At 37.4% G+C, this 21,422-nt stretch carries 18 protein-coding genes; 17 read left to right on the forward strand and 1 reads right to left on the reverse strand.

Features of this window, described 5'->3' with window-relative positions; all coding sequences use genetic code 11:
- Positions 1-55: 55 nt before the first annotated feature.
- The 10 genes from dprA to HRK21_RS12110 all read left to right on the forward strand — a co-directional run bounded on the left by dprA (position 56) and on the right by HRK21_RS12110 (position 10,331).
- Positions 56-916: a DNA-processing protein DprA gene (dprA, locus tag HRK21_RS12065; RefSeq protein ID WP_070006099.1), complete on the forward strand. Its 861-nt coding sequence runs from the start codon at positions 56-58 to the stop codon at positions 914-916.
- Between the two features lie 272 nt (positions 917-1,188).
- A complete protein-coding gene (gene topA, locus HRK21_RS12070) occupies positions 1,189-3,267 on the forward strand; it encodes a type I DNA topoisomerase (protein WP_003738814.1) in 2,079 nt (692 codons plus the stop codon).
- Positions 3,268-3,329: 62 nt separating this feature from the next.
- Positions 3,330-4,634 (forward strand): FADH(2)-oxidizing methylenetetrahydrofolate--tRNA-(uracil(54)-C(5))-methyltransferase TrmFO, encoded by a 1,305-nt coding sequence (gene trmFO / locus HRK21_RS12075; protein WP_003738815.1) that lies wholly within the window; start codon positions 3,330-3,332, stop codon positions 4,632-4,634.
- A 282-nt stretch (positions 4,635-4,916) separates the two neighbouring features.
- Complete coding sequence (gene xerC, locus HRK21_RS12080; protein ID WP_070006101.1) at positions 4,917-5,819, forward strand: tyrosine recombinase XerC; 903 nt, start codon at positions 4,917-4,919, stop codon at positions 5,817-5,819.
- Between the two features lie 20 nt (positions 5,820-5,839).
- Positions 5,840-6,379 carry an ATP-dependent protease subunit HslV gene (gene hslV, locus HRK21_RS12085; protein ID WP_003738817.1) on the forward strand — a complete coding sequence of 180 codons (540 nt, stop codon included), beginning with the start codon at positions 5,840-5,842 and terminating at the stop codon, positions 6,377-6,379.
- A 13-nt stretch (positions 6,380-6,392) separates the two neighbouring features.
- Complete coding sequence (gene hslU, locus HRK21_RS12090; RefSeq protein ID WP_003738818.1) at positions 6,393-7,802, forward strand: ATP-dependent protease ATPase subunit HslU; 1,410 nt, start codon at positions 6,393-6,395, stop codon at positions 7,800-7,802.
- Between the two features lie 20 nt (positions 7,803-7,822).
- Positions 7,823-8,602 carry a GTP-sensing pleiotropic transcriptional regulator CodY gene (codY, locus tag HRK21_RS12095; protein WP_003726695.1) on the forward strand — a complete coding sequence of 260 codons (780 nt, stop codon included), beginning with the start codon at positions 7,823-7,825 and terminating at the stop codon, positions 8,600-8,602.
- A gap of 101 nt (positions 8,603-8,703) precedes the next feature.
- Positions 8,704-9,123, forward strand: coding sequence for an acyl-CoA thioesterase (locus HRK21_RS12100; protein ID WP_003730402.1), 420 nt, complete (start codon positions 8,704-8,706; stop codon positions 9,121-9,123).
- Between the two features lie 21 nt (positions 9,124-9,144).
- Positions 9,145-9,456 carry a hypothetical protein gene (locus tag HRK21_RS12105; protein WP_003724130.1) on the forward strand — a complete coding sequence of 104 codons (312 nt, stop codon included), beginning with the start codon at positions 9,145-9,147 and terminating at the stop codon, positions 9,454-9,456.
- A gap of 2 nt (positions 9,457-9,458) precedes the next feature.
- The gene (locus HRK21_RS12110; protein WP_069887687.1) at positions 9,459-10,331 is read left to right on the forward strand and encodes an aldose 1-epimerase family protein; all 873 of its coding nucleotides are present in this window, start codon (positions 9,459-9,461) and stop codon (positions 10,329-10,331) included.
- 41 nt (positions 10,332-10,372) lie between these two features.
- Here the strand turns inward: HRK21_RS12110 and plsY are convergent, their stop codons facing one another.
- Positions 10,373-10,969, reverse strand: coding sequence for a glycerol-3-phosphate 1-O-acyltransferase PlsY (gene plsY, locus HRK21_RS12115; protein WP_003736460.1), 597 nt, complete (start codon positions 10,967-10,969; stop codon positions 10,373-10,375).
- A 157-nt stretch (positions 10,970-11,126) separates the two neighbouring features.
- Here plsY and HRK21_RS12120 point away from each other — a divergent pair, with 157 nt between their 5' ends.
- The 7 genes from HRK21_RS12120 to HRK21_RS12150 all read left to right on the forward strand — a co-directional run bounded on the left by HRK21_RS12120 (position 11,127) and on the right by HRK21_RS12150 (position 21,271).
- Positions 11,127-11,534: a CoA-binding protein gene (locus HRK21_RS12120; protein ID WP_069887688.1), complete on the forward strand. Its 408-nt coding sequence runs from the start codon at positions 11,127-11,129 to the stop codon at positions 11,532-11,534.
- Between the two features lie 180 nt (positions 11,535-11,714).
- Positions 11,715-13,682: a DNA topoisomerase IV subunit B gene (gene parE / locus HRK21_RS12125; protein WP_069887689.1), complete on the forward strand. Its 1,968-nt coding sequence runs from the start codon at positions 11,715-11,717 to the stop codon at positions 13,680-13,682.
- Entirely contained in the window at positions 13,679-16,138 is a 2,460-nt protein-coding gene (gene parC / locus HRK21_RS12130) for a DNA topoisomerase IV subunit A (RefSeq protein WP_070006103.1), read from the forward strand. The genes parE and parC overlap by 4 nt, the downstream gene beginning before the upstream one ends.
- A gap of 79 nt (positions 16,139-16,217) precedes the next feature.
- Positions 16,218-16,685 (forward strand): S-ribosylhomocysteine lyase, encoded by a 468-nt coding sequence (locus HRK21_RS12135; protein WP_003736466.1) that lies wholly within the window; start codon positions 16,218-16,220, stop codon positions 16,683-16,685.
- Between the two features lie 309 nt (positions 16,686-16,994).
- On the forward strand, positions 16,995-18,752 hold the full coding sequence (locus HRK21_RS12140) for a LapB repeat-containing protein (protein WP_173346379.1): 1,758 nt from the start codon (positions 16,995-16,997) through the stop codon (positions 18,750-18,752).
- 395 nt (positions 18,753-19,147) lie between these two features.
- On the forward strand, positions 19,148-19,243 hold the full coding sequence (locus tag HRK21_RS14120) for an LPXTG cell wall anchor domain-containing protein (protein WP_223276790.1): 96 nt from the start codon (positions 19,148-19,150) through the stop codon (positions 19,241-19,243).
- Between the two features lie 339 nt (positions 19,244-19,582).
- Positions 19,583-21,271 (forward strand): LapB repeat-containing protein, encoded by a 1,689-nt coding sequence (locus HRK21_RS12150; RefSeq protein ID WP_173346380.1) that lies wholly within the window; start codon positions 19,583-19,585, stop codon positions 21,269-21,271.
- Positions 21,272-21,422: the final 151 nt, after the last annotated feature.

The following is a 21,422-nucleotide window of genomic DNA, read 5'->3' on the forward strand; positions in this document are numbered from 1 at the left end:
TACAAAAAACTACAATGTTTGTACACTGGGAGTAATTATTACGGAGGTGCAACAGATGGATTTTAAACAACGACATACGTGGCTCAAAATTGCTTCTTGTAAGTCTATTTCTGCTAAAAAAAGAGCCAGCATTTGGCAAAAATTAATAGAATTTGACCAGTATGAAATGACCGCACAAACATTTGCAGAATCTTTCTTTCCTGTGAATAAACACGCGCAAATTCTATTGGAGATAGAAAAAGCTGAAGCGTGTTTTTTTGATGATGTTACTTTAATTTGGATTTTAGATGATGCCTATCCAGCGCTTTTAAGAGAGATTTATGAAGCACCGCCAATTTTATTTTGTAAAGGAAATATTGATTTATTGCAGCAACAAGCAATTGCCATCGTAGGCACAAGGCAGATGAGTGAATATGGTAGGAAAGCTTGTGTAAAAATTGCTAGCGAACTTGCTGCGCAAAAACTGACTATAATTAGCGGGATGGCTATAGGGATTGACACTACAGCCCATAGAGCTACTTTAAATCAACAAGGTGCAACTATTGCCGTGCTAGGTTCAGGTGTCAATAAAATTTATCCAAAGAAAAATGAACTTTTAGCGAAAGAAATTGTCAAAGAAGGTCTGTTATTAAGTGAGTATTTACCTGATGAAGAACCAAAAAGATGGCATTTTCCAGAAAGAAATCGAATTATTAGCGGATTGGCGATAGGGACAGTAATAATAGAAGCCGCCGAAAGAAGCGGTTCCTTAATTACTGCTGATATAGCCTTAGAACAAAATAGGCAAGTTTTTGCGGTTCCAGGAAATATATTTATTGATACATGGCGAGGAACGAATTATTTAATTCAAGAAGGTGCCAAATTAGTTATGAATGCGAACAATATAATAGAAGAATTTTTTCAAATTAAGCCATAAATAGATTGAAATTATCATTTTTAAGTGATTTGACTTGCATTTCCTGATTTTTTGAGATAAGTTTGCTAAAGAAAGCTGTTATAAAACATCAAAAAATGGACTTTTTCATAAAAGGCATTGACAAACCCAGTAGGAAGGGCTAATATTTACTACTGAATTATGTGAAAAATCAGCATTGGAAACTTATTGAACGCGAGGCTATAACTGTAATAGGATTAGGACAACGAGTAAAGCCCGTGTATTGACCCAAATCAGGGAGGAATATAATAGATATGGCAGATTATTTAGTGATTGTAGAGTCACCTGCAAAAGCAAAAACGATTGAAAAGTATTTAGGAAAGAAATTTAAAGTGAAAGCCTCAATGGGACATGTTCGTGACTTACCTAAGAGTCAAATGGGTGTAGACACAGAACATGACTATGAACCTCGTTATATTACGATTCGTGGAAAAGGCCCTGTTTTAAAAGAATTAAAACAAGCCGCTAAAAAAGCGAAAAAAGTCTATCTTGCAGCCGATCCAGATCGCGAAGGAGAAGCAATTGCATGGCACTTAGCCAATAGCCTAGAGTTAGATCAATCAGACAAATTACGTGTAGTATTTAACGAAATAACGAAGGAAGCAGTAAAAGAATCTTTCAAAACACCACGCAAAATTGACATGGATTTAGTTAATGCGCAACAAGCACGTAGAATTTTGGACCGTTTAGTTGGATATAATATTAGTCCTATTCTATGGAAAAAAGTGAAGAAAGGTTTGAGTGCGGGGCGTGTTCAGTCTATCGCGCTTCGAATCATTATTGATAGAGAAAAAGAAATCAATAATTTCAAACCGGAAGAATACTGGACAATTGACGGCAATTTCCTTAAAGGAAAGAAAAAATTCCAAGCCAATTTTTATGGTGTAAACGGTAAAAAGAAAAAGCTCTCCACTGCAGATGATGTAAAAGAAGTAATGTCTGCAATCAAAGGAAAATCATTTGACGTAACAGATGTAACGAAAAAAGAAAGACTTAGAAATCCAGCTGCACCATTTACTACTTCAAGTTTGCAACAAGAAGCGGCTCGAAAACTAAATTATCGTACAAGAAAAACAATGATGCTTGCCCAACAATTGTATGAAGGAATTACACTTGGTAAACAAGGAACAGTCGGCTTAATTACTTATATGCGTACAGACTCCACTCGTATTGCCGATTCCGCTATACTAGAAGCAAGCAATTACATTAAAGAAACTTATGGCCCTGAATTTTCTCGTAATCATAAACGTTCAGATAAAAATGCTAAAGGTGCGCAAGATGCCCACGAAGCAATTAGACCTACAAGTGCAATGAGAAGCCCCCAAGAAGTAAAAGAATATTTAACACGGGATCAACTTCGCTTATATCGTTTAATTTGGGAAAGATTTATCGCGAGCCAAATGACGCCAGCAGTTCTTGATACAATGCGCGTTGACTTAGATAACAACGGCGTGAACTTCAGAGCAAATGGATCAAAAATTAAATTTCACGGCTTCATGAAAGTCTATGTAGAAAGTAACGATGATAATACGGAAGAAAAAGAAAATATCTTACCAGATTTGAAAAAAGGAGATAAGGTACAGTCCGAATCACTCGAACAGCGTCAACATTTCACGCAGCCACCTCCACGTTACACAGAAGCTAGATTAGTAAAAACGCTCGAAGAAATTGGCATTGGCCGGCCATCCACTTATTCGCCAACACTTGACACAATTCAACGTAGGAATTATGTTTCTTTAACGAATAAACGCTTTATTCCAACTGAATTAGGTGAAATCGTTAATGAAATGATTGAAGAGTATTTCCCAGAGATTTTAGATGTGAAATTCACTGCCAACATGGAAAGTGAGCTCGATGAAGTAGAGCACGGAGAAGTTGAATGGGTGAAAGTCATTGATGAATTTTATAAACGCTTTGAACCAAATGTAATAAAAGCTGATGCTGAAATGGAAAAAATCGAGATTAAAGATGAACCAGCCGGAATTGACTGTGATCTTTGTGGAGCCCCAATGGTATACAAAATGGGGAAATACGGTAAGTTCTTAGCTTGTAGCAGATTTCCTGATTGTCGTAATACAAAAGCAATCGTGAAAGAAATAGGCGTTACTTGTCCAAAATGTGAGAAAGGACATGTAATAGAAAGAAAAAGTAAGAAAAAACGTATTTTCTACGGTTGTGATCGTTATCCAGATTGTGATTATGTATCATGGGATAAACCAGTCGAACGGGCTTGTCCGAAATGTGAGAAACGAGCACTAGTCGAGAAGAAATTGAAAAAAGGCGTACAAGTACAATGTACAAATTGTGATTACAAAGAATCAACCCAACAATAATTGGAAAATGGCAGCACTCGGATTGTTCTTGTGTTGCCATTGTTGCGCGAGGAGGCGGACAAATGGAAAAGAGTGTTAATGTAATTGGAGCAGGTTTAGCAGGAAGTGAGGCAGCATGGCAGTTAGTGAAACGTGGGGTAAAGGTGGATTTATACGAAATGAGACCGGTAAAACAAACACCGGCCCATCATACAGATAAATTCGCAGAGCTAGTATGTACGAATTCTTTGCGAGCTAACGGACTAACGAATGCTGTAGGAGTTATTAAAGAAGAAATGCGGATACTTGATTCTATTATTATTGAAGCTGCTGACAAAGCGTCTGTACCAGCTGGTGGTGCGCTAGCAGTTGATCGTCATGAATTTTCTGGTTATATTACAGACAAGGTGAAAAATCATCCACTCGTAACAGTGCATACAGAAGAAGTAACTACTATTCCAGAAGGTCCAACAATTATTGCGACTGGCCCACTTACAAGCCCTGCACTTGCGGATGAAATTAAACAATTAACTGGGGAAGAATATCTTTACTTTTATGATGCGGCAGCCCCAATAATTGAAAAAGATAGTATTGATATGGATAAAGTTTATTTGAAATCACGCTATGATAAAGGAGAAGCTGCTTACTTAAACTGCCCGATGTCAGAAGAAGAATTCAATGCTTTTTATGAAGCACTAGTAACCGCTGAAACCGCTGCTTTAAAAGAATTTGAAAAAGAAGTATTTTTCGAAGGATGCATGCCAATTGAAGTAATGGCAAAACGAGGAATTAAAACGATGTTATTTGGTCCATTAAAGCCAGTTGGTTTGGAAGATCCAAAAACTGGAAAGAGACCTTATGCGGTGTTGCAACTTAGACAAGATGATGCAGCGGGAACGCTATACAATATGGTAGGTTTCCAAACGCACCTTAAGTGGGGGGAACAAAAACGTGTTTTCGGAATGATTCCAGGACTTGAAAATGCTGAAATCGTACGTTATGGTGTCATGCACCGCAACACATTTATTAACTCACCAACTGTACTTGAACCAACTTACCAACTAAAAACACGCAATGATTTATTCTTTGCTGGACAAATGACAGGTGTGGAGGGATATGTTGAATCCGCAGCTAGTGGACTTGCAGCAGGAATTAATGCGGCCAATTTTGTAGAGGAAAAAGAATTAGTGGTTTTCCCGGCAGAAACAGCGATTGGTAGCCTAGCTCATTACATTACAAGTGCTAGCAAAAAATCATTCCAACCAATGAATGTCAATTTCGGACTTTTCCCAGAGCTTGAAACGAAAATCCGCGCAAAACAAGAACGTAACGAAAAATTGGCTGAAAGAGCGCTAAATGCAATAAAAAAGGTTGCAGAACAACTATAAAAACACTATAATAATTGAGGACTATTCTTTACTGTTCTTTTCATCACGATTTCTACTTTGTTGTTTTTTGAGAGTGGATAGTGATGAAAAGGCAGTTTTTCTTTCAAACAAATGGTCTAGACAATTTATGCTAGTAAATGTTGTTTTTTTCACAAAAATAAACGTATTTATTTGAATTGATTGCAAATCTAAATTAATTCAAAAAGTTGTGAAAAATGTATAAAATTATTGCAACGTGGATATGGTTATGTTACCATGATAGTGTTTGAGAGGTGTATACGTATGACACAAGAGGGGAAGTTAGAGCAACAATTTCTTGACTATCTTCACTCAGAACGCAATTATTCAGTGAACACTAGTACGGCATATGAAAATGATTTACTCGATTTTCGCCGTTTTCTAAATGAACAAGCAATTGAGGCGTATCAGCAAGTTACTTTTCTAGATGTACGGATTTATTTGACAGAATTAAAACAAAAATCTTTTTCTCGAACAACTGTCGCTAGGAAAATTTCGAGTTTACGGAGTTTTTACACTTTTCTTTTAAGAGAGAATGTTATTACTGAAAATCCGTTTACTTATGTATCACATGCGAAAAATCAGTTAAGGCTTCCCAAATTTTTCTATTCAGAAGAAATGGAAGCTTTGTTTCAAGTGGTTTATGAAGATAATGAAACGCTTACACTGCGAGACCGAGTACTCTTGGAGGTATTATATGGTACCGGAATTCGGGTAAGTGAATGTGCTGGGATACTGTTGCCTGACTTAGATACATCTTATCAAGCAATTCTTATTCGCGGAAAAGGGAATAAAGAACGCTATGTGCCATTCGGCGTTTATGCAGAAGATGCGATTACAGATTATTTGCCAAAACGCATAGAGCTTATGATTCGCTATAAAAAGTCTCATGATGCTTTACTTGTCAATCATTACGGTGACCCTTTGACAACAAGAGGTATTAGGTATTGTTTAACGAAAATAATTAGCAAAGCTTCATTAACTCGAAAGATACATCCGCATATGTTACGCCATACATTCGCAACGGACTTACTTAATAACGGGGCGGATATGCGAACTGTACAGGAGTTGCTTGGACATGCTAGCTTATCATCCACCCAGATCTATACGCACGTGACAAAAGAGCACTTAAAGTCTACTTATATGAAACATCATCCTAGGGCTTAAATTTGGAGGAGGTTAAGGAAATGGATTTACATGCTACAACAATATTTGCAGTTCAACATGACGGTAAAGCGGCGATGGCTGGAGACGGTCAAGTGACGCTTGGTGAATCGGTTGTAATGAAACATACCGCCAAAAAAGTTCGCCGTCTTTTTCATGATAAAGTAATAGCTGGATTTGCAGGTTCTGTCGCAGATGCTTTTACATTATTTGAAAAATTTGAAGCAAAATTGAACGAATATAATGGTAACTTAGAAAGGGCATCTGTCGAACTAGCGCAACAATGGCGTAGTGACAGTGTTTTAAGAAAATTAGAAGCTATGCTAATCGTGATGGACAAAGATACACTACTTTTAGTTTCAGGAACAGGGGAAGTCATTGAACCAGATGATGGTATTTTAGCTATTGGTTCTGGAGGTAATTATGCGCTAGCAGCCGGTCGAGCACTTAAAAGACATAATGGTGGTCAAATGGAAGCAAAGGATATCGCTCGTCATGCGCTAGAAATCGCTTCTGAAATTTGTGTGTTTACAAATGATCATATTACAGTAGAAGAGCTTTGAAGGAGTGGTTAATTTGACAAATCTAACGTTAATGAACCAGTTGACACCAAAGCAAATTGTTGAAAAACTGGATCAATATATTATTGGACAAACCGGAGCGAAGAAATCTGTTGCAGTCGCACTAAGAAATCGTTACCGTAGACAATTAATGGATGAATCAATCCGTGATGAAATTATTCCGAAAAACATTCTGATGATTGGACCAACAGGTGTTGGTAAAACAGAAATAGCACGCCGAATTGCCAAAATTGTTCGCGCACCTTTTTCCAAAGTTGAGGCTACTAAATTTACGGAAGTTGGTTATGTCGGTCGAGATGTGGAATCAATGGTTCGTGATTTAGTGGAAGTATCCGTTCGTTTAGTAAAAGAAGAAAAAATGCAATTAGTTCGTGTGAAAGCTGAAAAAAATGCAGAAAAACGTCTAATTAAACTTTTAGCGCCAAGCCAAAAGAAAAAACAAACAACTTCACAAAATCCATTAGAAGCCCTTTTTGGCGGTATGAATCAACCGGATGAATCTGCTGAAGAAGAGGTAGATCAAGAATTAAAGAACAAACGAAGCCAAATCGAATGGCGCCTTCAAAATGGGGAGCTTGATGATGAAATCGTAACAGTAGAAGTGAAAGAGCAACAAAACCCAATGCTTGATATGATGCGTGGCGCTGGAATGGATCAAATGAACGGAATGCAAGATGCACTTTCTGGCATGTTTCCAGCGAAAAAGAAAAAACGCAAAGTATCCGTCCGAGAAGCGAAGAAGATTCTGTTTGAAGATGAAGCATCTAAACTAATTGATGCAGATGAACTTGCTGCAGAAGGAATTCATCGTGCGGAACAAATGGGTATGATTTTTATCGACGAAATTGATAAAATTGCTAGTAAAGAAGGCGGTGGAAATGCCCAAGTTTCGCGGGAAGGTGTCCAAAGAGATATTCTTCCTATCGTGGAGGGGTCGCAAATTTCTACTAAATATGGTACAGTCAACACGGAGTACATTTTATTTATTGCAGCAGGGGCTTTCCATATGTCTAAACCAAGCGATTTGATTCCTGAGCTTCAAGGTCGTTTTCCAATTAGAATTGAGCTGGACAAATTAACACAAGAAGATTTCTACAAAATTTTAACAGAGCCAGACAATGCACTCATTAAACAATACAAAGCTTTACTGAAAACAGAAGGAATTGACTTGATTTTCACCAAAGAAGCTGTAGAAAGAATTGCCGAGATTGCATTCCAAGTTAACCAAGATTCAGATAATATCGGAGCAAGAAGACTTCATACCATTTTAGAAAAATTACTAGAAGATTTACTATTTGAAGCACCAGAAATCAATATGGAATCTATTAAAGTAACCGAAAACTATGTTAATGAAAAACTTGCACCAATTATGCAGAATAAAGATTTAACACAATTTATTTTATAAAATACTAGGAGGATCTAATAATGACTTTATTAGAAAAAACAAGAAAAATTAATGCTATGTTACAAAACGCTGCAGGAAAAACAGTAAACTTCAAAGAAATGGCAGATACACTTACAGACGTCATTGAAGCAAACACATATATCGTAAGCCGCAAAGGTAAGTTACTAGGTTATTCTGAAGCTCTTCCAATTGAAAATGATCGTATGAAACAAATGCTGACAGAACGTCAATTTCCTGAAGAATATACACAAAGTCTTTTCAATGTAGGCGAAACTTCTTCTAACTTAGAAGTATCAAGCCAATATACTGCTTTTCCAATCGAAAACAGTGAATTATTCACCAAAGGTTTAACAACTATCGTACCTATCGTTGGTGGTGGTGAGCGTCTTGGAACACTTATCCTATCTCGCTTAGAAAGCAATTTCACTGATGATGATTTACTTTTAGCGGAATATGGTGGAACAGTTGTTGGAATGGAAATCTTGCATGAAAAAGCAGAAGAAATTGAAGAAGAAGCTCGTAGCCGTGCCGTTGTACAAATGGCGATTAGCTCTCTTTCTTACAGTGAATTAGAAGCTATTGAGCATATTTTCGATGAGTTGAATGGTAAAGAAGGTCTTCTTGTTGCCTCTAAAATCGCGGACCGTGTCGGCATTACACGTTCTGTAATCGTAAACGCACTTCGTAAATTAGAAAGTGCAGGCGTTATTGATTCTCGCTCTCTAGGAATGAAAGGAACATTTATCCGTGTACTAAATGATAAATTCCTTGTAGAATTAGAAAAACTAAAAAATAACTAAAAAAGTAGAAAAGCTTTCTCTGAAAATATTCGGGGAGAGCTTTTTTTGGTTTGCTTTGGTAAAATAAGAAAGAAGAACTTGTGTGACTGGAGGAATTTAGAATGGAAATTGCTGAAACAACTATTGAAGTACGCTACGCAGAAACCGACCAAATGGGTGTTGTATATCATAACAATTACCTTGTATGGATGGAAATCGGCCGAACGAGATTAATTGAAAAATTAGGTTTTCGTTATTTTGATATGGAAGAAGCAGGTTATCTTTCTCCGGTATTAGATGTGCATATTCATTACGGAAAACCACTGCGCTACGGACAGAAGGCAGTTGTAAAAACATGGATAAAAGGGTATGATGGACTTCGTGTTACTTATGGTTATGAGATTTGCTATGAGGAGACGAAGGAAATAGCTATTACAGGTGAAACACAGCATGTATGCGTAACGAAGGAAGATTTTCGCCCCGTATCGTTAAGAAGAACATTTCCGAATTGGCATGAAGCCTATCTAAAAGCTTTAGAATAAATAAGACTGGTAGTGATAAAAATGGCTTTTGGTGTAAAACGCGATGAAATGGAATTATGGAAAGAAAAAGCAGCTCGTGGAGAGATTGCAATTATTACGCATTATTGGCTAGATGATCGCTTTCCAGAATCAAAAACTGTAACCAAAGTTGCATGCGTAGATTTGAAAAAATTGCAACAATGGGGGAAACAATATGGTTTAGCACCAGATTGGATTGATAACCGTCGAAAAAACTTTCCGCATTATGATTTGTTTGGTGAGATGCAACTCGTTGTACTGAAAAAAGAAAAAGCCTTTGAACAAATCGAGCGGTTTCATTTGGAGGAGAAATAACAATGATCAAACTGGAAAATGAAGTATTACTTGTAGAGATGAAAACAGCGGGAGCAGAATTAACGCGAATCTTCCACAAAGATACAGGACTTGAGTATTTATGGAATGCTGATAGCAAGTTTTGGGGCCGTCATTCTCCTGTTCTATTTCCAACAGTTGGAAGACTTGTAGATGATACTTACTTAGTTGATGGCAAGCAGTATCACTTAGGACAACATGGCTTTGCTCGAGATCGTGATTTTCAAGTAATCGAACAAACCGAAAACACTGTACGCTTTGAACTAGATGCAGATGAGGATTCATTAGCTATTTATCCGTATAAATTTAAATTATCTATCGTATATACGATAGAAAAAAATACGGTAGCTGTATCGTATGAAGTTGAAAATACAGATAACAAGCGAATTTATTTCTCTATTGGTGCACATCCGGCCTTTCATTTACCATTAACAGATGGGACGACATTTGAAGATTATTATTTGGATTTCGGTACAGAAGAGAATTTAGAAACACTTTGTTTAGAAGGACCATATCGCAGCGGCGAAATTAAAAAGATTGTCGATGAACCAGCACGTTATTTACCACTGAGTTATGATTTATTTAAAAATGATGCACTTATTTTTGAAGCACTAAAACAAAAAGAAATGACCATCAAATCAGAAAAAACACCTCATTATGTAAAAGTATCTTTTCCAGAATTCCCATTTGTTGGAGTGTGGACGGCAAAAGCAGGAACACCATTCTTATGTATTGAACCTTGGTACGGAATTGCGGATGGTGCAGGAGAATCTGTTGAACTGCGAGATAAAGCGGGGATAGAGCATTTAGAGCCAGAAGCAGTCTTTGCTTCCGAATATGAAATTACAGTAGGTTAAAACGAAAACCCAGAAGAGCGAAATGCATCTTCTGGGTTTTATTACATCCATTTTATTTTAGGTTCTTCTCCGTTACGAATCCGCGTGATATTTGCTCGGTGACGCCAGATGACAAAAAGCGTAATACAAGCAACAAGAATAATTAAAATCCAGTCTCCCATGAAAAGAGAAATAATTAATGCTGCAAGTGCCCCGACCATTGAGCTGAGCGATACATATTTGCTAAGTTTAAGTGTAACTAAGAAGACTACAAGTGCGGCTACAAATAGTAATGGCGCATAGGCGAGGATGACACCTGCAGAAGTAGCAACTGCTTTTCCGCCTCTGAATCCTGCAAAAAGCGGGAAACTATGCCCAATAATTGCAAATGCTCCTGTTAACAACCAAAAGTGATGGTCTACATTCAATTGAAAGAAAAATGGAAGTAACGTTGCGACAGTCCCTTTTAAAATATCCATCACTGTCACGATACTACCGGCTTTGATTCCGAGAACACGGAATGAATTTGTCGCGCCCAAATTACCGCTACCAAAATCGCGAATATCTTTTTTGTAAAAAATTTTGCCAATCCATAAACCAGATGGTATCGAACCAATCACATAGGCTAATAAAGAAAGCAGAATTAAGTTAATTGTCATTTTTAAACCCCTCAAGAAGAAATGATGTTTTCCATAAAGAATTATAGCACAAAATGAAGAGAATTGGCTAAATTGTTGAGATAAATCACGAGGAAAAGTTGAAAAAACCGCAAAAATAGCTTATGATTAGAAAGAATAGTAGGGGGCGATTAGACTAATGCAAAATCCAACAAAAGAAGAAATTCAGCATATCTTAAAGAAGGCAAAAGTAATCGCAGTCGTTGGTTTGAGTGATAAACCAGACCGCACAAGTTACCGAGTGAGTCAGATCATGCAACAAGCAGGGTACAAAATTATACCAGTGAACCCTAATGCAGACGAAATTCTTGGCGAAAAAGCCGTCAAGCGCTTGACAGATATCGAGGAACATGTGGATATTGTCAATGTCTTTCGTCGCTCAGAGTTTTTACCTGAAATAGCGGAGGCTTTTGACCAAATAGATGCAGATGTATTTTGGGCGCAGCTTGGCATAGCTAATCAGGAAGCATTTGATTTTTTGACAGAAAAAGGATATCCTACTGTCATGGATTATTGCATTAAGGTTGCTTATCAAGAAATGGATTAATTAAACACCATTTTTGAAGGAAGCAGGTTCTTATAGCAGAGCCTGTTTTTTTGTGAAAAGGAATTTGTCACTAAACTATCACTTTATTAATCAGCTAGTTAATGCTATTCTGATAAGGTGGTTTTAAGCGAATAACAACGTGAAAGTTGTAGATTGACGGAATGAAGGGAGTTTTGAAATATGAATCGGAATGCGTATAATGATGATTCTATTCAGGTGCTTGAAGGACTGGAAGCGGTCCGGAAACGCCCAGCGATGTATATCGGTTCAACAGATGTACGCGGGCTGCACCATTTAGTATATGAAATAGTGGACAACTCGGTCGATGAGACCCTTGCAGGTTTTGGTAAGAAAATAGTTGTGACACTTCATGAGGATGGCAGTGTTAGTGTTAGCGACGAAGGTCGTGGGATGCCTGTTGGAATGCACAAAACAGGTAAGCCGACGGTAGAAGTTATTTTAACTGTTCTTCATGCTGGCGGGAAGTTCGGCCAAGAAGGGGGCTATAAAACAAGTGGTGGACTTCACGGAGTTGGTTCATCCGTTGTAAATGCGCTCTCGGAATGGTTAGTAGTTACAATTAACCGTGACGGTGCAACCTACCAACAAAAATTTAAAGACGGCGGAAAGCCAGATGGAACTCTGAAAAAAATCGGTAAATCAAAAGCCACTGGGACAACGATTCGCTTTAAACCAGATCCAGCAATTTTTCCAACAACTTCATTTAACTATGAAACATTATCTGAACGTTTAAGAGAATCAGCATTTCTTTTAAAAGGGATGTTAATTGAATTAATTGACGAGCGCGTTGGTATGGCAGAGGTTTTCCACTTTGAAGAAGGTGTGAAGAACTTTGTTGAATACATTAATGAAGGCAAAGATGTGCTTCACCCCGTAGCTAGTTTTGAAGGCGAAAATGCGACCATTGAAGTAGAAATGGCGTTTCAATTCAATGATGGTTATTCTGAAAATATCTTGAGTTTCGTTAATAATGTTCGGACTCGTGGCGCAGGTTCCCATGAATCAGGAATGAAAGCTGCAATGACGCGGATTTTCAATGACTATGCTCGTCGTGTGAATCTTTTGAAAGAAAAAGATAAAAATCTCGAAGGTAGCGATATTCGCGAAGGTCTATCAGCTGTACTTTCTATTCGCGTTCCAGAAAAAATCCTTCAATTCGAAGGTCAAACAAAAGAAAAATTAGGGACACAGGAAGCGCGCCAGGCGGTTGATGCGGTTGTGGCAGAACATTTAGCTTACTTCCTTGCCGAAAACCCAGAAACAAGCTCTCTTCTTGTTAAAAAGGCAGTTAAAGCCCGCGAAGCAAGAGAAGCTGCAAGAAAAGCACGTGAAGAGACACGTAACGGCAAGAAAAAGAAACGTTCCGAAACACTTCTTTCTGGAAAGTTAACCCCAGCACAATCACGAAACCCTAATAAAAATGAACTTTACCTAGTCGAAGGTGACTCGGCGGGAGGATCTGCCAAACAAGGTCGTGATCGTCGTTTCCAAGCAATTTTGCCACTTCGAGGAAAAGTAATCAATACAGAAAAAGCAAAACTACAAGATATCTTAAAAAATGAAGAAATTAGCACGATTATCCATACAGTTGGCGCGGGAGTGGGTACGGAGTTCGATGTAGAAGATTGTAACTATGACAAAGTAGTTATCATGACCGATGCCGACACCGATGGCGCCCATATTCAAGTATTACTTCTGACATTTTTCTATCGTTACATGCGCCCGCTTGTTGAAGCAGGTAAAGTATTTATTGCGTTACCGCCACTTTACAAAGTAAGCCGTGGTTCTGGTAAAAAAGAAGTAATCGAATACGCATGGACAGATGAAGAATTAGATGCTGCCATCCAAAAAATTGGTAAAGGCTACATGATTCAACGTTACAAAGGTCTTGGTGAGATGAATGCTGACCAACTTTGGGAAACAACGATGAATCCTGATACACGTACGTTAATTCGTGTACGAGTGGATGATTCTGCGCGGGCTGAACGCCGCGTGGCAACACTGATGGGCGACAAAGTAGAACCAAGACGACAATGGATTGAAAAGCATGTCGAGTTTTCTATGGAAGATAGCCAAAATATTTTAGAAAATGAAAACATGATGGTTGAGGAGGCGAAAGACATTTGAGTAATCCAGAACAACATATCCAAGACTTAGCGCTAGAAGAAGTTATGGGCGACCGTTTTGGTAGATATAGTAAATATATTATTCAAGAACGTGCGCTTCCAGATGTTCGTGACGGACTGAAACCAGTACAACGTCGTATTTTATTCGCAATGAATGTCGAAGGAAATACTGCTGAGAAAGGTTTCCGTAAATCTGCCAAAACAGTCGGAAACGTTATCGGTAACTACCATCCACATGGTGACTCTTCGGTTTACGAAGCAATGGTACGAATGAGTCAAGACTGGAAAGTACGTAACATGCTGATTGAAATGCATGGTAATAACGGTAGTGTCGACGGGGATCCGCCTGCAGCAATGCGTTATACAGAAGCGCGACTTTCTCCAATTTCAGCAGAACTTTTACGCGATATTGAAAAAGAAACAGTCGATTTTATTCCTAACTTTGATGATACATCCAGTGAGCCAACTGTTTTACCAGCCCGTTTTCCAAACCTTTTAGTGAATGGTTCTACTGGTATTTCTGCTGGTTACGCAACAGACATTCCGCCGCATAATTTAACAGAAATCATCGAAGCTGTTATTAAACGATTAGATAACCCACTTTCCACAACGGATGATATTATGAAAATTGTCAAAGGTCCTGATTTTCCTACAGGTGGGATTATTCAAGGGATTGATGGTATTCGTAAAGCCTATCAAACCGGGAAAGGACGCGTTGTTGTTCGTTCTAAAACAGAAATTGAAGATATTCGTGGCGGTAGAAAACAAATTACAATTCATGAAATTCCATATGAAGTAAATAAAGCTAATTTAGTTAAACGTATGGATGAACTTCGTATTGAGAAAAAAATTGAAGGTATTTCAGAAGTACGCGATGAAACTGACCGTACAGGACTTCGTATTGCTGTCGAGCTGAAAAAAGACGCCAATGCAGAAGGTGTTCTGAACTATCTATTCAAAAATACAGATTTACAAGTGAGTTATAATTTCAACATGGTTGCTATAAATAAAAAACGTCCGGAATTAATGGGTATTATCCCGATGCTTGATGCATATATTGAACACCAAAAAGAAATTATTACGAAGCGCTCCGAATACGATATCCGTAAAGCACGTGCTCGCCAACATATTTTAGAAGGTTTAATTAAAGCACTGTCTATTTTAGATGAAGTCATCAAATTAATTCGAGGGTCAAAAGACAAACGAGATGCAAAATTAAATCTCCAAACAAACTATGATTTCAGCGAAAAACAAGCAGAAGCAATTGTATCTCTACAACTATATCGTTTAACAAATACAGATATACACGAACTTCAAAGTGAAGCAAAATCCCTAGCAGAACAAATTAGTGTTCTTGAAAAAATTCTAGGTGATGAAGCAGAACTTATCGCTGTATTTAAAGAAGAGCTGGCAGAAATTAAGAAAAAATATAAAACTGCTCGCCGTACAGAAGTACAAGCAGAAATCACAGAAATCAAAATCGATACAGAAGTACTTGTTGCGAATGAAGATGTGATTGTTTCCGTGACGAAAGAAGGCTATGTGAAACGCACAAGTCAGCGTTCTTATGCTGCATCAAATGGTGCGGAACTAGCCATGAAGGAAGCAGATCATGCCATCTTTATCCAAAAAATGAATTCACTTGCTTCGCTTTTGTTATTCACAAGCAAAGGGAATTTCATTTATCGACCTGTGCATGAGCTACCGGATATACGCTGGAAAAATCTTGGTGATCATGTGAGTCACTTGGCCAGTGACTTATCGGCAGGAGAAGAAATTCGTTCTGTTATTGCAATCCAAGCCTTCACAGAAGAACAACGCTTTTTATTCGTTACCAAAAATGGTATGACTAAGCAATCAGCTATTACAAACTACAAACCACAGCGCTACTCTAAATCTATGATGGCGATTAAATTAAAAGGTGACGATGAACTGTTAAGTGTTCATTTGATTGATGGCACAGAAGATATTTTCTTAGCGACCAAAAATGGTTACGGTCTTCGTTACGCCGTTGCTGAAATTCCAGAATCAGGTGCAAGAACAGCTGGGGTAAAAGCGATTAATCTAAAACAAGATGATATGGTTATTGGCGGTGTAGTCCTTATGCCGAACGAGCAAAAACATATTCTTCTTGCGACGCAGCGTGGCTCACTCAAACAGATGAAAGCCAGTGAATTTGAACCTATTTCAAGAGCGAAACGTGGCTTATTGATGTTACGCGAACTGAAAAGTAATCCACATCGTTTTATTGGTATAACACTTGCTGATAATAACGACCACCTATTTATCGAAACAAACACAGATCAAATTGTCGAAATTGATGTTGCTAATTTACGAATAACAGATCGCTATTCTAACGGATCATTCGTACTAGATGAAACAATGGAAGGTGAACCAACATCTATTTGGTTAGCAATACCTGAAATAAAAGACACAACAGATGCAAAAGACGAATAAAGATAAAGAATCCTTGTATAGAAATATGCAAGGATTCTTTTTTTTGATATAATGACAAAGAATAAGAGGAGGGATACGGATGGCAGAAAAAATGAATGTAGAAAGTTTTAATTTAGACCATACGAAAGTAAAAGCACCTTTTGTGAGACTAGCAGGAACAAAAGTTGGTATACACGGAGATGAAATTTACAAATATGATGTTCGATTCAAACAACCTAATAAAGAACATATGGAAATGCCAGCGCTTCACTCCCTAGAACACTTAATGGCAGAGCTCGCAAGAAATCATACAGATAAGCTAGTAGACATTAGCCCTATGGGATGCCAAACTGGCTTTTATGTTTCCTTCATTAATCATAGCGACTATGACGATGTACTAGAAATCATCGCGACAACATTAACAGATGTGTTAGCCGCGACAGAAGTTCCAGCTTGCAACGAAGTCCAATGCGGTTGGGCAGCAAGCCATAGTTTAGAAGGTGCAAAAGTTCTAGCAGAAGAATTTTTAGCTAAGCAAAGTGAATGGAAAAATGTATTTAGTAAATAAGTAGAATGCGTCTACCTTGGTTAAGGTAGGCGTTTTTATTTAATGTGAAAGCGGATTAATAAAAAAAGACATATTTCCGTCACAATTTATACGAATTTAGTATTAAATGAAACACTAACGGGGAGTAATGTTTGAGGCGTTTACTCTAATGAATAATAATTATACGATTTAATAAGGGGCGTTTGTTCACAATTTGTCCATTGGTATATACCAAAGATGAGTATATAATTTAGTACATTAAGACAAACAATTCGTTGTTTTAATGGTTTTCAAGAACAACCAACCTAATCATAGAGAGGAACAACCAAGATGTCAATTAAGTCTAAAATGATGAAAATCGGAATTTGTAGCGTAATGGTCCTTGTACCTTTATCGCAAGTTTCCTTCTCAGGTTTTGCAGCTGAAGAGGCAAGCGAAAAAGCAAGTGAAGAAGTGAATCAAGGTATTGTCAATATACCGGATGCAAATCTTAAAGCCAATTTAAACCAAATCATCGGCCAAGCAAGTACGGCGGATATCACTGAAACTCAAATGAAGGGATTTACTAATTTGAGCTTTAATGATTCAGTGACAGATTTAACTGGTATTGAGTATGCAACCAATCTAACTTCTCTAGCAATAAGTGGCTCAAATATAACGAATGCCACCTTTCCAGTAGATATGAGCATGTTAACGAATTTAAAAATGGTAGAGATAACCTATTCTAGTATCGACAACAATGTGTATAGTCGATTGAATACTATACCCGGCTTAACGAGTCTTAATCTTACGAATAATAGTGGTATAACCAGTCTAAAAGGGTTAATTGGACCAGAATTAACTTCCTTAAATGTTAATGCATGTCAAATTGATGATTTTACAGGAGTAGAAACATTTCCTAAGTTAACGAGTTTTCATGGTGTCCAAAGTTTTGATTACACCAAGGATAACACGAAAGAAACAACCATTAAAAGTAGTGAACTGAAGTTTGATCTAGCGAAACAAACGTTATTCATTCCTTCTACTATTTTTTCTACCTCCTATTTAACCAATTTTGATGGCAGTAAAATTGGCATTGATTATAGTTCGCCGAATGCCTTTGTGCTTGAAATGGGAGATAGTTATATCTTTACGAATGATAAAGTAGTTCTGTCTAGCGAGGGAATCACGCTAACAGGGTTCACACAAACGGATTATGATAACTTAAATTGGATGTATTTTAGAACGCTCTTCAAACCGACAACAGATATAAAACCAGCTAATTTAGCGAATGGAACGTATGATATCCGTAATTCACTCAATGTAGAAATGTTTAACATAGATCATTCCGTGAATATTACAGCAGAAGAAAATAGATCCTATATTGCCGGAGAAAATATTACGCCAGAACAATTCTTAACTGATATTAAAGCGGAAGCCAATGGTGCGACTATTACAAGTGATTTTGCAGAAAAAGTAGATATGTCTCAACCAGGCACTTACACGGTTACCCTAAACGCAGAGAATACAGCTGGTTTAAAAGGGGAACCCATCCAAGTCACTGTGACGGTCATTGAAAAAACGGTGATTACAGCACAACCAGAAGTAACCTATGAGCTAAATGAAGCGAAAACAGAAGCGGAGTTCTTAGAGGCTATTCAAGCTGTCACTAATGATGGAACAGCGATTACAAGTGATTTCGCAACAGCAGTAGATTTTAGTAAAGCTGGCACCTATACGGTAACATTAAACGCAGAAAATGATAATCAAAAAGCAACACCTTTCCCTGTGAAAGTAACCGTAAATCCCAAATTACCCGATCCAGTAGTTCCTGTTCCAGATCCGACTCCAGATCCGACTCCGACTCCGGATCCAGAGCAAGAACCAGGAGATGAACCAGTCTTTTCTTCCGATTCATCAGAAAATCCAAGTGAAGAAATAGCGGATAACGAAAAAGTCAAAGAAGACAAAGCTGAGACTGTATCACTCCAAGCTACTACAACTAATAAAGTAACCCTACCAAAAACAGGAGACAACTTGCCAACATCTGGAGTTGCAGTCGGTTTCTTGGTCTTAGGATTAGGGGTTATGCTTGCACGTAAAAAATAATTAAGTAAAAAATCCGCTCACTAAGAACTAACTCAATAATGTGGAGAAAAAATCAAAAAGCATCTCTTGTTGAATTCGATCAAAATGAATTTAACAGGAGGTGTTTTTTAATGGAGACAAGAGGAGTATATCCGATTGAAGGGAAGATGATGGCTATTCAGTGGAAGAAATATAGCGCTTCTCATTATGGAAAAACGAGGTATTAAAAATAAGACACAGATAGAAACAGCAAAAAACATCGCCTTCTAGAACTAATTGGAAAACAGTATACTTTCACTAAAGGTGTAATTAATGAAGGACTAAGGGAAAGAGAGCTCCTTAAACAATGGAATAAAAAGCTTGTTTAAGGTAAATTTGCTTTATCTATCAATTCTTCTACGCCGGTAGTCAAACGAATATTACCGAAAACGGGAGATACATTGCCAATAGCAGGAGTATTAGGTGGTTTCTTAGTCTTAGGATTAGGCGTCATGATTGCACGAAAAAAATAAACTGATTAAAAACTATTCACTCAACTAATGAGGGGATAGTTTTTATAGTATAAATGGAGAATAAATAGAGATAAGGCTAAATTTTCTTCTAGAAAAAAAGTTTTATGATTAGTTGTTTTTAGATAGTAACTTTTTTAAGAATATGATAGTAGTGCGAGAATTTTGAAATGAAACTTATAGCCATTCCATTTTTTATAATTATATGATTCGAAAATCCAACAATTGTTCACAAAGTATCCATAGGTATTTAACTTTAAGCGGTATATAATTACTAAATTAAAGTAAGTGATTAGCTGTGTAGAATGCTAATTAATCTGATTAAAGAGAGGGACAAGCAAGATGTCAATTAAGTCTAAAATAATGAAAATAGGAATTTGTAGCGTAATGGTCCTTGTACCTTTATCGCAAGTTTCCTTCCCAGGTTTTGCTGCTGAAGAAGCAAGTGAAGAAGTAAATCAAGGTATTGTCAATATACCGGATGCAAATCTTAAAGCCAATTTAAACCAAATCATCGGCCAAGCAAGTACGGCGGATATCACTGAAACTCAAATGAAGGGATTTACTAATTTGAGCTTTAATGATTCAGTGACAGATTTAACTGGTATTGAATATGCGACCAACCTAACTTCCCTAACAATAAGTGGCTCAAATATAACGAATGCCACCTTTCCAGTAGATATGAGCATGTTAACAAAATTAGAAATGTTAGAGATATCTAATTCTAGTATCGACAACAATGTGTATAGTCGATTGAATACTATACCCGGCTTAACGAGTCTTAATCTTACGAATAATAGTGGTATAACCAGTCTAAAAGGGTTAATTGGACCAGAATTAACTTCCTTAAATGTTAATGGATGTCAGATTGATGATTTTAGAGGAGTCGAAACATTTCCTAAGTTAACGAGTTTTCATGGTGTTCAAAGTTTTGATTACACCAAGGATAACACGAAGGAAACAACCATTAAAAGTAGTGAACTGAAGTTTGATTTAGCGAAACAAACGTTATTCATTCCTTCTACTATTTTTTCTACCTCCTATTTAACCAATTTTGATGGCAGTAAAATTGGCATTGATTATAGTTCGCCGAATGCCTTTGTGCTTGAAATGGGAGATAGTTATATCTTTACGAATGATAAAGTAGTTCTGTCTAGCGAGGGAATCACGCTAACAGGGTTCACACAAACGGATTATGATAACTTAAATTGGATGTATTTTAGAACGCTCTTCAAACCGACAACAGATATAAAACCAGCTAATTTAGCGAATGGAACGTATGATATCCGTAATTCACTCAATGTAGAAATGTTTAACATAGATCATTCCGTGAATATTACAGCAGAAGAAAATAGATCCTATATTGCCGGAGAAAATATTACGCCAGAACAATTCTTAACTGATATTAAAGCGGAAGCCAATGGTGCGACTATTACAAGTGATTTTGCAGAAAAAGTAGATATGTCTCAACCAGGCACTTACACGGTTACCCTAAACGCAGAGAATACAGCTGGTTTAAAAGGGGAACCCATCCAAGTCACTGTAACGGTCATTGAAAAAACGGTGATTACAGCACAACCAGAAGTAACCTATGAGCTAAATGAAGCAAAAACAGAAGCGGAGTTCTTAGAGGCTATTCAAGCTGTGACTAATGATGGAACAGCGATTACAAGTGATTTCGCAACAGCAGTAGATTTTAGTAAAGCTGGCACCTATACGGTAACATTAAACGCAGAAAATGATAATCAAAAAGCAACACCTTTCCCTGTGAAAGTAACCGTAAATCCCAAATTACCCGATCCAGTAGTTCCTGTTCCAGATCCGACTCCAGATCCGACTCCAGATCCGACACCGGATCCAGTGCCAAAACCAACTATGGACGATAAAGATAAACCTGCTTTATCCATAAATTCCTCCACTTCGGTAGTTAATGAAAAATTACCAAAAACAGGAGATGCATCACCAGCAAAAGGATTCGTAGTTGGATTTTTAATCTTAGGATTAGGTGTTATGATCATACGAAAAAAATAAGTTAATGAAAAGCTATCCACTCAGTTATTGGGGGGATAGTTTTTTTATAAGAAAATAGATGTTATGATTTCGATATATTTTTGACAAATAAGCCTGGTTTTTTACTAACTTAAATGGTGATTAAAAGTCGCATGGAATCATGGGAAATGAG

It is taken from the genome of Listeria monocytogenes (assembly GCF_013282665.1).
Classification (GTDB): Bacteria; Bacillota; Bacilli; order Lactobacillales; family Listeriaceae; genus Listeria; species Listeria monocytogenes_C.